The sequence below is a fragment of the Pseudomonas sp. GW822-FHT05A08 genome (assembly GCF_058800485.1).
In genome coordinates, this window is the sequence record NZ_CM179511.1 from 5,465,940 (window position 1) to 5,478,695 (window position 12,756).

At 62.3% G+C, this 12,756-nt stretch carries 13 protein-coding genes; 4 read left to right on the top strand and 9 right to left on the bottom strand.

The annotated features are described in order from the left end of the window. Nucleotides 1-348: 348 nt before the first annotated feature. The gene (locus tag AC3RCP_RS24510) at nucleotides 349-786 is read left to right on the top strand and encodes a GNAT family N-acetyltransferase (RefSeq protein ID WP_492570820.1); all 438 of its coding nucleotides are present in this window, start codon (nucleotides 349-351) and stop codon (nucleotides 784-786) included. Between the two features lie 84 nt (nucleotides 787-870). Here the strand turns inward: AC3RCP_RS24510 and def are convergent, their stop codons facing one another. The 3 genes from def to AC3RCP_RS24525 form a co-directional block, all read right to left on the bottom strand. After that, nucleotides 871-1,410 carry a peptide deformylase gene (gene def, locus AC3RCP_RS24515; protein WP_007925095.1) on the bottom strand — a complete coding sequence of 180 codons (540 nt, stop codon included), beginning with the start codon at nucleotides 1,408-1,410 and terminating at the stop codon, nucleotides 871-873. A gap of 2 nt (nucleotides 1,411-1,412) precedes the next feature. Beyond that, nucleotides 1,413-2,360, bottom strand: coding sequence for a YihY/virulence factor BrkB family protein (locus AC3RCP_RS24520; RefSeq protein WP_007925094.1), 948 nt, complete (start codon nucleotides 2,358-2,360; stop codon nucleotides 1,413-1,415). Nucleotides 2,361-2,533: 173 nt separating this feature from the next. Continuing rightward, nucleotides 2,534-2,725 carry a CsbD family protein gene (locus AC3RCP_RS24525; RefSeq protein WP_053262347.1) on the bottom strand — a complete coding sequence of 64 codons (192 nt, stop codon included), beginning with the start codon at nucleotides 2,723-2,725 and terminating at the stop codon, nucleotides 2,534-2,536. Between the two features lie 227 nt (nucleotides 2,726-2,952). Here AC3RCP_RS24525 and AC3RCP_RS24530 point away from each other — a divergent pair, with 227 nt between their 5' ends. Further along, a complete protein-coding gene (locus tag AC3RCP_RS24530) occupies nucleotides 2,953-3,330 on the top strand; it encodes a hypothetical protein (protein ID WP_007925090.1) in 378 nt (125 codons plus the stop codon). 161 nt (nucleotides 3,331-3,491) lie between these two features. Here AC3RCP_RS24530 and fadD1 read toward each other — a convergent pair whose 3' ends face one another. Further along, nucleotides 3,492-5,180, bottom strand: coding sequence for a long-chain-fatty-acid--CoA ligase FadD1 (gene fadD1, locus AC3RCP_RS24535; protein ID WP_009045218.1), 1,689 nt, complete (start codon nucleotides 5,178-5,180; stop codon nucleotides 3,492-3,494). Nucleotides 5,181-5,570: 390 nt separating this feature from the next. After that, complete coding sequence (gene fadD2 / locus AC3RCP_RS24540; RefSeq protein ID WP_492570819.1) at nucleotides 5,571-7,259, bottom strand: long-chain-fatty-acid--CoA ligase FadD2; 1,689 nt, start codon at nucleotides 7,257-7,259, stop codon at nucleotides 5,571-5,573. A 225-nt stretch (nucleotides 7,260-7,484) separates the two neighbouring features. On the opposite strand from fadD2, the gene AC3RCP_RS24545 reads away from it, so the two are divergent. Both AC3RCP_RS24545 and AC3RCP_RS24550 read left to right on the top strand, forming a co-directional pair. Further along, the gene (locus tag AC3RCP_RS24545) at nucleotides 7,485-8,429 is read left to right on the top strand and encodes an alpha/beta hydrolase (RefSeq protein ID WP_101338865.1); all 945 of its coding nucleotides are present in this window, start codon (nucleotides 7,485-7,487) and stop codon (nucleotides 8,427-8,429) included. 52 nt (nucleotides 8,430-8,481) lie between these two features. After that, nucleotides 8,482-8,952, top strand: coding sequence for a MaoC family dehydratase (locus tag AC3RCP_RS24550; protein WP_007925083.1), 471 nt, complete (start codon nucleotides 8,482-8,484; stop codon nucleotides 8,950-8,952). 56 nt (nucleotides 8,953-9,008) lie between these two features. Here AC3RCP_RS24550 and AC3RCP_RS24555 read toward each other — a convergent pair whose 3' ends face one another. The 4 genes from AC3RCP_RS24555 to AC3RCP_RS24570 all read right to left on the bottom strand — a co-directional run bounded on the left by AC3RCP_RS24555 (nucleotide 9,009) and on the right by AC3RCP_RS24570 (nucleotide 12,688). Beyond that, nucleotides 9,009-9,872, bottom strand: a complete 864-nt coding sequence (locus AC3RCP_RS24555; protein WP_053262350.1) for an efflux RND transporter periplasmic adaptor subunit — start codon at nucleotides 9,870-9,872, stop codon at nucleotides 9,009-9,011. A 10-nt stretch (nucleotides 9,873-9,882) separates the two neighbouring features. After that, nucleotides 9,883-10,089: a DUF1656 domain-containing protein gene (locus AC3RCP_RS24560; protein ID WP_007925079.1), complete on the bottom strand. Its 207-nt coding sequence runs from the start codon at nucleotides 10,087-10,089 to the stop codon at nucleotides 9,883-9,885. Continuing rightward, nucleotides 10,076-12,064 (bottom strand): FUSC family protein, encoded by a 1,989-nt coding sequence (locus AC3RCP_RS24565; protein WP_492570817.1) that lies wholly within the window; start codon nucleotides 12,062-12,064, stop codon nucleotides 10,076-10,078. The genes AC3RCP_RS24560 and AC3RCP_RS24565 overlap by 14 nt, the downstream gene beginning before the upstream one ends. Before the next feature lie 156 nt (nucleotides 12,065-12,220). Then, nucleotides 12,221-12,688 carry a ferritin-like domain-containing protein gene (locus tag AC3RCP_RS24570; protein WP_101338867.1) on the bottom strand — a complete coding sequence of 156 codons (468 nt, stop codon included), beginning with the start codon at nucleotides 12,686-12,688 and terminating at the stop codon, nucleotides 12,221-12,223. Nucleotides 12,689-12,756 lie beyond the last annotated feature (68 nt).

A 12,756-nucleotide genomic window follows, 5' to 3' on the forward strand; every position in this document is an offset into this window, starting at 1 on the left:
GGGCTGGCCGAGGGGCGAACCTTCGGCGTCTTGCTGTTCTGTGCAACGAGAAGGGGAAAACTTGCAGATCGATGGGTTATTTACTTAGAAGCAAAAACAAGGAAGCCCGCGGGGCGGGCTTCGCAGGGGATCAATGACCGAAAATATTGTGCTCGATCTTCTTGGCTTTCTTGTCCGCGCGCTTTTCATCGGCGGTCCGGCTGGGTTTTTTCTTCGCCGTCTTTTTGGCATTCATACCTTTGGACATGATGCACACTCCACTCGCAGGGGATCGTTCATCTGGTATACACCTATCCCGCGCACTTCGTACTTTTATAATCACCGCCCCGGCCCACCCTGCGAAAACCCATGCCCGACACCCAATACCTGCTGCTTGCCGACACCCTGCGACCGCTGCTGAACAAGTTCTATCGCGCCCACAATTCGCCAATGCGCGCGGCCGGCGAAGGGCAATCATGGGTGGCGAAACGCGGAGCGATCATTGCCGGGCTGAACCTCACGCCCATCGCCCAGGGCCACTGGCTGACCGGGCTGTTCGTCGACCCGGCCCATCGCGGCCAGGGCATTGCCGCGATACTGGTCGAACGGGCACGCGCGCAGCTGCCGGGGCCGCTGTGGCTGTTTTGTCATCCGGACCTGCAAGCCCTGTACGAACGCATGGGCTTTGCCACCGCCCCCGCCCTGCCCCAGGCCCTGGCGGATCGCCTGGAGCGTTATCGCAGGAGCAAGAGCCTGATCGCCATGGGCATCGATCCTTTGATCGGCTCGACCCGCGACAGGGTGTGATCGCGGGCCCTGGAGCGCGTGCCCGCCTCGGCGACAAACCGGCCTCCGGCAGGTCCATGAAACCGACGCTTCAGGCTGTCTGTTTCAATCGTCGGCGTGGGGATCGAGGTCGGGGAACATCACCTCGGTAAAACCGAATTTGCTGAAGTCGCGGATCCGCGACGGGTACAGGCGGCCGATCAGGTGATCGCATTCATGCTGCACCACCCGCGCATGGAAACCCGAGGCTACCCGCACGATCGGCTCGCCCCTGGGGTCGACGCCTTCGTAGCGAATGTGCTGATAACGCTCGACCGCTCCGCGCAGCCCCGGCACCGACAGACAGCCTTCCCAGCCTTCTTCCAGCACCGGGCTCAAGGGCGTGATCAGCGGATTGATCAGGATGGTCTGCGGCACAGCCTCGGCTTGCGGGTAACGCTCGCTGTGCTCGAAACCGAAGATCACCAGTTGCAGATCGACGCCGATCTGCGGCGCGGCCAGGCCGACCCCGCCGACGCTTTCCATGGTCTGGAACATGTCGTCGATCAGTTGCCACAGCTCGGGGCTGTCGAACATCTCGGGCGGCACCGGTGGCGCGATGCGCAGCAGGCGCTCGTCGCCCATTTTGAGGATTTCACGGATCATGATCAGACTTCGTCAGTGGTCGGCTTGAGCGAGTGGTCCCGGCCCAGTCCCGATACGTGTTGTTTGGGTTCGTCGTGCTCGCCGGGCACCCTTTCTCCAGGGTTCTTGCCGTCGGACGACATGTGCTCGATCGCCGCATTCATCTCGGCCCCCAGCAACAGCACCGCCGAGGAAATATAGAAGTACAGCAGCAGGACGATGATCGCTCCGATACTGCCATACATGGCGTTGTAGTTGGCAAAGGTCTTCACGTAGAACGCGAAGCCCAACGAGGCAATGATCCACACCACCACCGCCAGCACCGAGCCCGGGGTGATGAAGCGGAACTCCTGCTTCACGTCGGGCATCACGTAGTAGATCAGCGCCACGGCGACCATCATCAGGATCACGATCACCGGCCAGCGCAGGATGGTCCAGACCGTGACGATAAAGTCTTCCAGGCCGACCTGCGCGGCGATCCAGCCCATCACCTGCGGCCCGAGCACCATCAAGGCCGCGGCCGCCAGGAGCATGCCGGCGATGCCGATGGTGTAGAAAATCGACAGCGGAAAACGTTTCCACAACGGGCGCTTTTCCACCACGTCATAAGCGGCGTTCATCGCGCTCATCATCAGCCGCACGCCGGCCGAGGCGGTATACAGGGCAATCACGATACCCACCGACAGCAGGCCGCCCTTGGATTGCTGCAACTGGTCGATCACCGGGTTGACCTGCTCCAGCGCCTGGGGCGGCAACACCAGTTCCGATTGCAGGCGCAACCAGGAGAAGAAGTCCGGCAGGTGCAGGAAACCGATCAAGGCGATCAGGAACAGGATGAAGGGGAACAACGAAAACAGCATCTGATAGGCCAGTGCCGAGGCGTAGGTCGACATTTCATCGTCGATGAACTCAGTGACCGTGCGCACCAGCACACGATGGAGGGGCAGGCCTTTCAAATTCGGCAAGAACATAGCGTCTCCTTTCGCCGCAAGAATTCAGGGTCGGTGGCGACTCAGGGGCCGTTTTGTACAACAAACTAGCCTAGTTTGGCGATTTTGAACCGTTTCGTCCTGTTTTGGTGCCATGGCCGATGTAAAAACGGCCATCCGCGGATGGCCGTCGTGTCGCAGTGCGAGCCAGTGAATCAGGCCTTGTCGATGGTCTTTTTCAACGCATCCTTGGCCTTGCCGAGGGCTTGCTGTGCTTCGCCTTTCTTTTCCTGAATCTTGCCTTCGGTTTCCAACCGATCGTTATCAGTCGCTTTGCCGACACCTTGCTTGATATGACCAACGGCCTCGTTGGCCAGGCCTTTTGCCTTGTCCGCTGTGCTGCCCATGGTGTTTCTCCGTAGATCCATAGATCCGTAGAACAATCGAGGGTTTGGGGTCCTGCCCTGAGGTTGACCCAAGGCCCTTGCGCGGAGTTTCAATTATTTTCAGCGGGGCATTTCATCGCCTTATTTGCCCGCCGCACGCAGGTTGCGCTTTATGTTTGGCGACCAACCCACGAGAATGCGCAACGTATTCAGGCACTGCGCTGAAGATCCAATCCCGTAGGAATGTTATGAAACTCGATAAAAAGCTGGCCATCGCCCGCCGGAACCAGGAACTGGGCGGTGCGGTGCTGGGCGTCAACAACTGCCACTTCGCGGAACTGAGCCGCAGCCGCAATATCTGGTGGTTCGATCTGCCGGTCGGCCGCCTGGCCATCGGGCAGTACGAATGGGTCCACCTGCTGCTGTACACCCCAAGCACCGACCAGTTGCTGCACCTGAAAGTGCCGACCCTGTTCCTGCGGGAGAAGCTCGAAGGCCTGGTGGTACGCAACGCCGGCAAGCGCAAGGCGGCCCTGAGCCTGGAACTGAGCGCCGACAAGGACTCGTTCCTCAAGGACGTACGCCCCGCCGGCACCGGCGTGAACTTCGCGCAGTTCCAGCAGTGATCCACCTGTAGCCGCTGCCGCAGGCTGCGCAAGGTCCGCAGGACCTCCTGCGCCGGCAAGAACAGCGCCCTCTGCGAGGTCGATCGCAGCCTTCGGCAGCGGCTACACAACCCCCCAATAAAAAGCCCCGCGGATGCGGGGCTTTTTGTTTGCCTGGTGTGTTACTTCTTCACGCCCAGCTTCTTCAGCTCTTCGTCGCGCAATTCGCGACGCAGGATCTTGCCGACGTTGGTGGTCGGCAGCGCATCGCGGAACTCGACGGCCTTGGGCACCTTGTAGCCGGTGACGTTGGCGCGCATGTGCTCCATCACTTGCTCCTTGGTCAGGGTCACGCCCGGCTTGGCGACGATGAAGATCTTGATCGACTCGCCCGACTTCTCGTCCGGCACGCCGATCGCCGCGCACTGCAACACGCCCGGCAGGCCCGCCAGCACGTCTTCCAGCTCGTTCGGATAAACGTTGAAACCGGAGACCAGGATCATGTCTTTCTTGCGATCGACAATGCGGATGTAGCCATCAGGCTGGATCAGCGCGATATCGCCGGTCTTCAGCCAGCCGTCGCTCATCACCTCGTCGGTGGCGTCCTGGCGCTGCCAGTAGCCCTTCATGACCTGCGGGCCCTTGACGCACAGCTCACCGATTTCGCCCAGGGGCAGCTCGGTCCCAGCGTCGTCGATGATCCGGCACAGGGTCGACGGCACCGGGATGCCGATAGTGCCGATCTGGATATTCTGGATCGGGTTGACGGTGGCCACCGGGCTGGTTTCGGTCATACCGTAACCTTCGCAGATCGGGCAACCGGTCACGTCTTTCCAACGCTCGGCCGCCGCCAGTTGCAGCGCCATGCCGCCGGACAGGGTGACTTTCAGCGCCGAGAAATCCAGCTTGCGGAAGGCTTCGTTGTTGCACAGGGCGACGAACAGGGTGTTGAGGCCGACAAAACCGCTGAACTTCCACTTCGACAGTTCCTTGACCATCGCCGGCAGGTCGCGCGGGTTGCTGATCAGGATGTTGTGGTTGCCGATCAGCATCATCGCCATGCAATGAAAGGTGAAGGCATAGATGTGGTACAGCGGCAGCGGGGTGATCAGGATCTCGCAACCCTCATTGAGGTTGGAGCCCATCAGCGCCTTGCACTGCAGCATGTTCGACACCAGGTTGCGGTGGGTCAGCATCGCGCCCTTGGCCACGCCGGTGGTGCCGCCGGTGTATTGCAGCACGGCGACATCGCTGCTGGCCGGGTTGGCGTCCTTGACCGGCTGGCCGTGGCCCTGGCTCAGCACGTCGTTGAACTTGACGGCCTTGGGCAGGTGATAGGCCGGCACCATCTTCTTCACGTACTTGATGACGCTGTTGATCAGCAGGCGCTTGAGCGGTGGCAGCAGGTCCGCCACTTCGGTGACGATCACATGCTTGACGCCGGTCTTGGGCACCACGGCTTCGGCCAGGTGCGCCATGTTGGCCAGGCAGACCAGGGCCTTGGCGCCGGAGTCGTTGAACTGGTGTTCCATTTCCCGCGCGGTGTACAGCGGGTTGGTGTTGACCACGATCAGGCCGGCGCGGATGGCGCCGAATACCGCGACCGGGTACTGCAGGACGTTGGGCAGTTGCACGGCGATTCGATCGCCGGGTTGCAAATCGGTATGCTGTTGCAGGTACGCGGCAAAAGCACCGGACAGTTCGTACAGCTCACCGTAGGTGAGTGTCTTGCCGAGGTTGCTAAAGGCCGGTTTGTTGGCAAAACGTTGGCAGGACTGCTTCAACACCGCCTGAATATTCGGATACTCGTCTGGATTGATATCGGCAGCAATCCCAGCTGGGTACTTATCCTTCCAAAAGTCTTGGATCATGGAAGCCCACTCCTCAGCAACGCGAATTCGTCAGCGCATTTGATGCGATTATTATTTGTGTGTGTTTTTTATTGATGTCTATTGTTGGTGAGTCTGGCTGTCTACATAGGCCGAGAAGTCACAAAGCGCGCCGAGAGTAGCAGCTTTGCCAAAGGCCGCCTAGAGCCAAAATCGGCCTAAACAGTCACTTTGGTGACTCAAGAATATTCAATAGTCACTTTTAGAGTAAAGATTCTATCTAGCCATGCAAGGCTCTGGAATGGGCTTTTCGACCCTTCAAAAGCATCGCGAGCAAGCTTCGCTCCTACAGGAAGTGTACGGATCCCTGTAGGAGCGAGCTTGCTCGCGATAGCCGCGCTATAGCGCGGGACTGTTACATGCGGTGAAACATCAGGCGATGTCGCGCAACTCCCGGCGCAGAATCTTGCCTACCGGCGTCATCGGCAACGACTCACGCAACACGATGTGTTTCGGCACCTTGTAGCCAGTGAAGTTTTCCTTGCAGTAGGCCTTCAGCTCTTCGAGGCTGACCCCTGACTCGCGGGCCACCACGAACAGCTTCACCGCCTCCCCCGAACGCTCGTCCGGCACGCCGATCACCGCGCAGTTGGCGACTTTCGGGTGGGCCATCACCACGTCCTCGATTTCATTGGGGTACACGTTGAAACCCGAGACGATGATCATGTCCTTCTTGCGATCGACGATGCGCACGAAGCCATCCGGATCGATCACCGCGATATCGCCGGACTTGAACCAGCCCTCGGCATCCAGCACCTCCTCGGTGGCCTCCGGCTTCTGCCAGTAGCCTTTCATGATCTGCGGCCCCTTGATGCACAGTTCGCCGCGCTCGCCCAGCGGCTGCTCGACGCCCTCATCGTCGATGACCTTGAGGGTCGTGCCCGGCACCGGCAAGCCCACCGAGCCCAGGCGCGACTGGTCGCCGTAAGGGTTGGTGCAGGCCACGGGCGAGGTTTCGGTCAGGCCGTAGCCTTCGGTGATGCGGCAACCGGTCACCTGCGTCCAGCGCTCGGCGGTGGCCTTGACCAGCGCCGTGCCCCCGGAGTTGGTGAGCTTGAGATTGGAGAAGTCGAGGTTCTTGAACTCGGGATGATCCATCAGCGCGGTGAACAGCGTGTTCAGCCCCAGCAGCGCCGAGAAGCGCCACTGCTTCAGTTCCTTGATGAAACCGCCGATGTCCCGTGGGTTGGTGATCAGCACGTTGTGGTTGCCGGTGACCATCATGCACATGCAGTTCGCGGTGAAGGCATAGATGTGGTACAGCGGCAGCGGCGCGATCATCACCTCCTGGCCTTCACGCAGCAGCGGATGGCCGTCCGGCCCCAGTTGCCCGAGGCAGGCACGGGCCTGCTGCATGTTGGCCACCAGGTTACCGTGGGTCAGCATCGCGCCCTTGGCCAGCCCCGTGGTGCCGCCGGTGTATTGCAGCACGGCGACGTCGTCCAGGCGGGCGTTCAAAGGCTTGATCGGCTGGCCACGGCCCAGGCGCAGCGCGCTCTTGAAGGAAACGGCCTGGGGCAAGCGATAGACCGGCACCATCTTCTTGACCTTGTCGACCAGGGTATTGACCAGCCAGCCCTTGGCGGACGGCATCAGGTCGCCCATCTTCGCCTCGATCAGGAACTGGATATCGGTATCGGGCAGCACCTCCTCGACCTTCTGCCCGAACAGGTTCATGTACACCAGGGCCCGCGCTCCGGAATCCTTGAACTGGTGGCGCATTTCCCGGGTGGTGTACAGCGGGTTGGTGTTGACCACGATCAGCCCGGCGCGCAAGGCGCCGAACACGGCGATCGGGTAATGCAGGACATTGGGCATCTGCACCGCGATACGATCGCCCGGCACCAGGTCGGTACTGCTCTGCAGATAACCGGCAAAGGCCGCGCTGTAGCGTTCCAGCTCGGCGTAAGTCATGGTCACGCCCATGTTGCTGAAGGCCGGGCGGTCGGCGAATTTCTTGCAGGAACGCTCGAACACCTCGATCACCGACTTGTAGGCACCCAGATCGATATCGGTGGGCACTCCGGCCGGGCGTTTGTCATTCCAGAAATCAGGCTGCATTGTTCTTGTCCTCTTTAACCTGAGCTGTCCGGGCCGCTTCTCTCACGCTACGAAAGGCGGGGCTCTGCGGACGTTAGCAGCTATGGCGGATAGGGCAAATAAGGCCGGGCGCGTCATTGATAACGTGAATCTTGCCGCCATGGCGCGCGCGGATCGGACGGGGCCGCGACGATGAGCTATACAATGCAACGACCCCGTGCAAAGACCCCGTGCAAAGGAATCGCCATGATCCACCACTCTTTCTGGCTGACCGCGAGCGACCACAGCCAGCTCTACGTCAACCAGTGGCTCCCGGCGGCCCCGCTCAAGGCCGTGATCCTGCTGGCCCACGGCATGGCCGAACACAGTGGGCGCTACGCCAGGCTGGCAGAGGCGCTGTGCAATGAAGGCTACGGAGTCTATGCGCTGGACCTGCGCGGCCACGGCAAGACCGCCGAGCACGGGGTACTCGGGCACTTGGCCGACGATGACGGCTGGTGCAAGGTGGTCGGCGACCTGGCCAGCCTCAACCAGCACATCGGCCAGCAGCACCCGGGAACCCCGATCGTGCTGCTGGGCCACAGCATGGGCAGCTACATCGCCCAGGCCTACCTGCTGCACCACAGCGCCAGCCTCGACGGGGCGATCCTCAGCGGCTCGAATTTCCAGCCGGTGGCGCTGTACCGCGCGGCTCGCCAGATCGCCCGCTTCGAACGCTGGCGCCAGGGGCCCCTGGGACGCAGCGCGTTGATCGAATGGCTGTCCTTCGGCTCGTTCAACAAGGCCTTCAAACCCAACCGCACCGCCTTCGACTGGCTCAGCCGCGACCCCGACGAAGTCGACAAATACGCCCACGACCCGCTCTGCGGCTTTCGCTGCAGCAACCAGCTGTGGGTCGACCTGCTGGGTGGCCTGCAGCAAATCAGCAAGGCCTCCAACCTGGCCCAGATCGATCCGGGCCTGCCATTGCTGGTGATCGGCGGGGAATGTGATCCGGTGAGCAATGGCATACGTCTCAAGGATCTGGCCGGTGCTCTGCGCGAGGCCGGCAGCCAGTGCCTGCAGCTCACTATCTACCCGCAGGCACGGCACGAATTGTTCAATGAAAGCAACCGCGACGAAGTGACTGCCGATGTACTGGCCTGGCTCGACCAGGCCCTGCGGCATCGCCGACCGCCGAAGACTGAATGACCCTGTTTCAAATCGATATACCAATCAACGCTCAGCACAGGACTTGAGAGAGATGACCCAGGTTACCAACACCCCGTACGAAGCCCTCGAAGTCGGCCAGACCGCCAGCTACAGCAAGCATGTGGAAGAGCGTGACATCCAACTGTTCGCCGCCATGTCCGGCGACCACAACCCAGTGCACCTGGACGCCGAATTCGCCGCCGCCAGCATGTTCAAGGAGCGTATCGCCCACGGCATGTTCAGCGGTGCGCTGATCAGCGCCGCGGTGGCCTGCGAGCTGCCTGGGCCGGGCACCATCTATATCGGCCAGCAGATGAGCTTCCAGAAGCCGGTGAAGATCGGCGACACCCTGACCGTGCGCCTGGAAATCCTCGAAAAACTGCCGAAGTTCCGCGTGCGTATCGCCACCCGCGTGTTCAACCAGCGCGATGAGCTGGTGGTGGACGGCGAAGCCGAAATCCTCGCCCCACGCAAACAGCAGACCGTCACCCTGCCGACCTTGCCGGCCATCAATATCGGCTGAACCGCCCTGTAGCCGCTGGCGCAGCCTCGCAGGCTCGGCAGCGGCTACAGGCGGGATTAGCGCCCCCCCTCCTCCACCTGCACGCTCGCCGTCATCCCGGCGCTCAGGTTGACGCCTTCGGGCACCTTGTCGAGCCTGATGCGCACCGGAATCCGCTGCGCCAGGCGCACCCAGTTGAAGGTCGGTTCCACCTCCGCCAGCAGTTGCCCGTCCGGCGTGGCGTTGCGGTCGGTGATGCCGCGGCTGATGCTTTCCACATGCCCCTGCAAGGCTTCTCCAGCGCTCATCAGCCACACCTTGACCGGGTCGCCGACCTTGATCCGCGGCAGTTTGGTTTCCTCGAAATAGGCCTGCACGTAGAACGTCGAATCGTCGATCAGGGCCATCACCGATTGCCCGGCGTTCACATAGTTGCCTTCGGCCAGGCGCAGGTTGGTGATGTGCCCGCTGCGCGGCGCGCGGACCTGGCTGCGTGCCAGGTTGAGTTCGGCGACCTTGGCGTCGGCCTGGGCCTGGCGCAGCTCGCCACGGGCCACCCCGGCATTGATCTGCGCGTTTTCCCGCAGCTCGGCGCTGATCGCCTGCGGGCCTAAGCTGGCCCGGCGGCTGGCTTCGTGCTCTTTCAGGCTGAGTTGCTGCTGGCGGGTCTGCACCACCGCCTGGGCCTTTTCCAGCGCCGCCTCGAAGCGGTCGCGGTCGATGCTCAGCAACAGGTCGCCGGCCTTCACCGCCTGGTTGTCATAGGCCTTGAGTTCACGCACCCAGCCCGACACATCGGGGGCGACTATCACCACGTCGGCGCGAATCCGCGCATCCCGGGTCCAGGGCGTGAGCATGTAGTACTGCCACAGATGAAAGCCGGCAAACAGCGCCGCAGCCACCAGGCACAAAGTAAAAGCGATACGCACGGAGGCACGCATGAACAACTCCTTATAAAGGTCCGAGTACGACAGTGACCAACGTCAGGACACAGACGTACAAGGCCACATCGAACAGTGCTTCGTGCCAGATCCAGCGCCCCAGAGGCGTTGCGCGCAACAGCATGCGCAACACCCCGGTCAGCACCAGCGCCAGCACCACATAAATCAGAAACGGGCTGAGCAACACTCCGCCCAGCGACCACTCACGCAGCCCCATGGTTTTCCTCCTGCTGCCGGCACCAGGTGCGCCAGCTCTTCTGCAACTGCACCACCGCGCCCTGGGCCAGCTTCAACGCATCGCTCGGCGGTTGGCTGCCCAGGGCCTCGAGCAAGGCCGTGCTGGCGTCGGCCAGCGCATCGTCGCGACCGGCGGCCGGCCCTTGTTCCAGCACCTGTTCCAGATGCTCGAAATAACTTCGCTGCGAAGCATCCGCGGGCACCTGGGCTACCGCCAGGCTCAACCGCAAATGCATCAGTTCATCGCCGATATCCAGGCCCAGCAGGCCATCGTCCCAGCGGCTGCGCGCCTGTTCCGGCAATTCCGGGTAGTGCCGCGCCAGTTGCAGCAGGCGATCGGCCATGCGCCCGCCGAACCAGCTTTCCGCGCCGCGCAGATTGCGCCGGGTCAAGCGCACCAGATCCTGCAGGGTCGCCGCCAGCAGGCGCCGCCCATGCCAGGCCGGGTCGCGCAGGATCAGCAGGTGAAACGCCAACACTGCGGCGCCTACGCCGAGCACCATCGCCTGGGCGCTGTTGAAGAAATTCGCCACGTCGAACGTCATCGGGTTCTGCGGTGAAATCAGCACCACGAAGTGCAGGCAGAACGAGGTCGCCGTGGCGCCGATCTGCGGTTTGGCCATGCCCAGCGCGCCGAAAAACAACGGCACGCCCATGGCCATCGCCAGCAGGGCGAAACTGCTCCACTGCGGCAGCAGGATCTGCCCGACCATGAAGGCCGCCGGAATCGCCAGGAAGATGCCGCGCATGAAACTCATGCCGATCTGCGCGCCGTTTTCGCGACTGGCGAACAGGCCGCACACCACGCAGGTCAGCAGCATCGCCCCGGAGGCCGCCGGCCAGGCCGTGGCCAGCCAGAAACAGGCCACAGTGAGGAAAGCCAGGGCGCTGCGCGCGCCAAACAGCAGCGCCAGCGACAGATCGCGATGGGGGCTCAGGGTGGCGGGCTGCTCCACCGGCGCCTTGCCCTCCTCCACCGCCCGCAGCGCCTCGCCGGCGGCCAGGGCGGTATCCAGCAACAGGGTGAAACGGGCCAGGCAATAGCTTTGCGCCGAGCTGATCGCCGAGTCATGGGAAGCGTCCAGCAACTGCGGTCGCAACGCCTGCAAGGTCGGTTTGTCCATGGCCGCCAGGGCTTGCTGCACTTGCTCCATCCACGGCGCCAGTTGCTGCGCCTCGGCCTGGTCCAATTGCTTCCATTGCCGGCGTACCGAACGGGAGATCCGCAGCAGCATCAGCAGCTTCTGGCTCAGGCCGCTGATCGCCCGCGCCCGCTGCCGCCCCGACGGACCTTCGAACCAGGCATGTTCGCGCTGGGAGTCCACGGCGACGATGCGCCCGAGGATTTCCAGCAGGCCCTTGCGCGCCAGGGCATCGCCGGCCAGGGTCGCCCGCGCCGCCTGCATCCCGCTTTGCCAGGCGCTGCGCGCCTGGGCGGTCAACTGCCGCTCGACCCGCATCGGCCAGAGCAAGGCACTGCTGGCGGTGGCGCAGATAATGCCCAGGGAAATTTCCGTGCAGCGCGCCACGGCCTGGTCGAAGATCGACAACGGATGGGAGATCGCCGGCAAGGCGATGATCGCCACGGTGTAGCCGGCCAGCACGAAGGAATAGGACCAGGCGCTGCGCAGCAGGGTCGAACTGGCGGTGCACAGCCCCAGCCACAGCGCCAGGGCCAGCAGGAACAGCCACGGTGTCTGGGCGAACAGCCCCATGAACAGCACCGACATGCAGGTTCCCACCAAAGTCCCCACCAGCCGTGCCATGCCCTTTTGCAGGACCATCCCGGACAGCGGTTGGGCGACGATGATCGCCGTCATCAGGGCCCAGGACGGCTGCTGCAGGCCCCACCGCATGGCCAACCACAACGCCAGGCCGGCGCCGAGCACGGTCTTGATCGCGAACTGCACGGCCGCAAGATTGGGGGCGAACAACGCCTGCAAAGTGATACGCACGGAAAGAACCCTGGGAAGGACAAAACAACGATAGATGCCCGGGAGCGAGAGATGACGCCCACAAATTATTAGCTAGCTAACTATCAGTCGTCCAGCATTAATTTCAAGGCACAAAAAAACGCCAGGCAGGCTGGCGTTTTTGACAGGTTTAGCCCGCTATGAACGGGCGCGGGCCTGGTTGCGCAAGGCTTTGACCTGATCGTGGTTGCGCTGTACGCCATGGTACTGACGCTCCACCAGGTCACGAATGCCGACCAGGTTGTGTTTGCTGATTTTCTCCAGCGCATCCTTGTAGGCCTTCAGGGCGTGGTCTTCGCCGCGCTCGGCTTCGTTGAGCACCGCTTCTTCGTCCTTGCCGGTCACCAGGGACTTGAGGTCGACCCAACGGCGGTGCAGGTCGCCACTGACGCTGGTGGAGGTCTGCGGATCGCCGCCCATGGAACGCACGCTGGCCTGCAATTCGGCCGCGGCGGTGGCGCAATCGGCGGAGCGCTTGACGAACAGCGCTTTGAGCTCAGGCTGCTTGATGTCTTCTGCGCAGGTCTTGAACCCCTCCTGACCGTCCTTACTGGTTTCGATCAGGTCGTTGAGGATCGAAATCGCTTCTTTGTTGATGTCAGTCATTTTTCATTCCTTCCAGATTGAGGGAGTTGTCATAGGTGTTGCACCCTGCATGCCAGTCCTGGAATGAA

Coding starts and splice junctions, on each gene's coding strand:
- AC3RCP_RS24525 (WP_053262347.1), bottom strand. CDS start 2,725: ATGGGCAGCACAGCGGACAAGGCAAAAGGCCTGGCCAACGAGGCCGTT.
- AC3RCP_RS24560 (WP_007925079.1), bottom strand. CDS start 10,089: ATGGGGCTGCGTGAGTGGTCGCTGGGCGGAGTGTTGCTCAGCCCGTTT.
- AC3RCP_RS24545 (WP_101338865.1), top strand. CDS start 7,485: ATGATCCACCACTCTTTCTGGCTGACCGCGAGCGACCACAGCCAGCTC.
- fadD1 (WP_009045218.1), bottom strand. CDS start 5,180: ATGATCCAAGACTTTTGGAAGGATAAGTACCCAGCTGGGATTGCTGCC.
- AC3RCP_RS24510 (WP_492570820.1), top strand. CDS start 349: ATGCCCGACACCCAATACCTGCTGCTTGCCGACACCCTGCGACCGCTG.
- AC3RCP_RS24520 (WP_007925094.1), bottom strand. CDS start 2,360: ATGTTCTTGCCGAATTTGAAAGGCCTGCCCCTCCATCGTGTGCTGGTG.
- AC3RCP_RS24550 (WP_007925083.1), top strand. CDS start 8,482: ATGACCCAGGTTACCAACACCCCGTACGAAGCCCTCGAAGTCGGCCAG.
- AC3RCP_RS24570 (WP_101338867.1), bottom strand. CDS start 12,688: ATGACTGACATCAACAAAGAAGCGATTTCGATCCTCAACGACCTGATC.
- AC3RCP_RS24555 (WP_053262350.1), bottom strand. CDS start 9,872: ATGCGTGCCTCCGTGCGTATCGCTTTTACTTTGTGCCTGGTGGCTGCG.
- fadD2 (WP_492570819.1), bottom strand. CDS start 7,259: ATGCAGCCTGATTTCTGGAATGACAAACGCCCGGCCGGAGTGCCCACC.
- def (WP_007925095.1), bottom strand. CDS start 1,410: ATGATCCGTGAAATCCTCAAAATGGGCGACGAGCGCCTGCTGCGCATC.
- AC3RCP_RS24530 (WP_007925090.1), top strand. CDS start 2,953: ATGAAACTCGATAAAAAGCTGGCCATCGCCCGCCGGAACCAGGAACTG.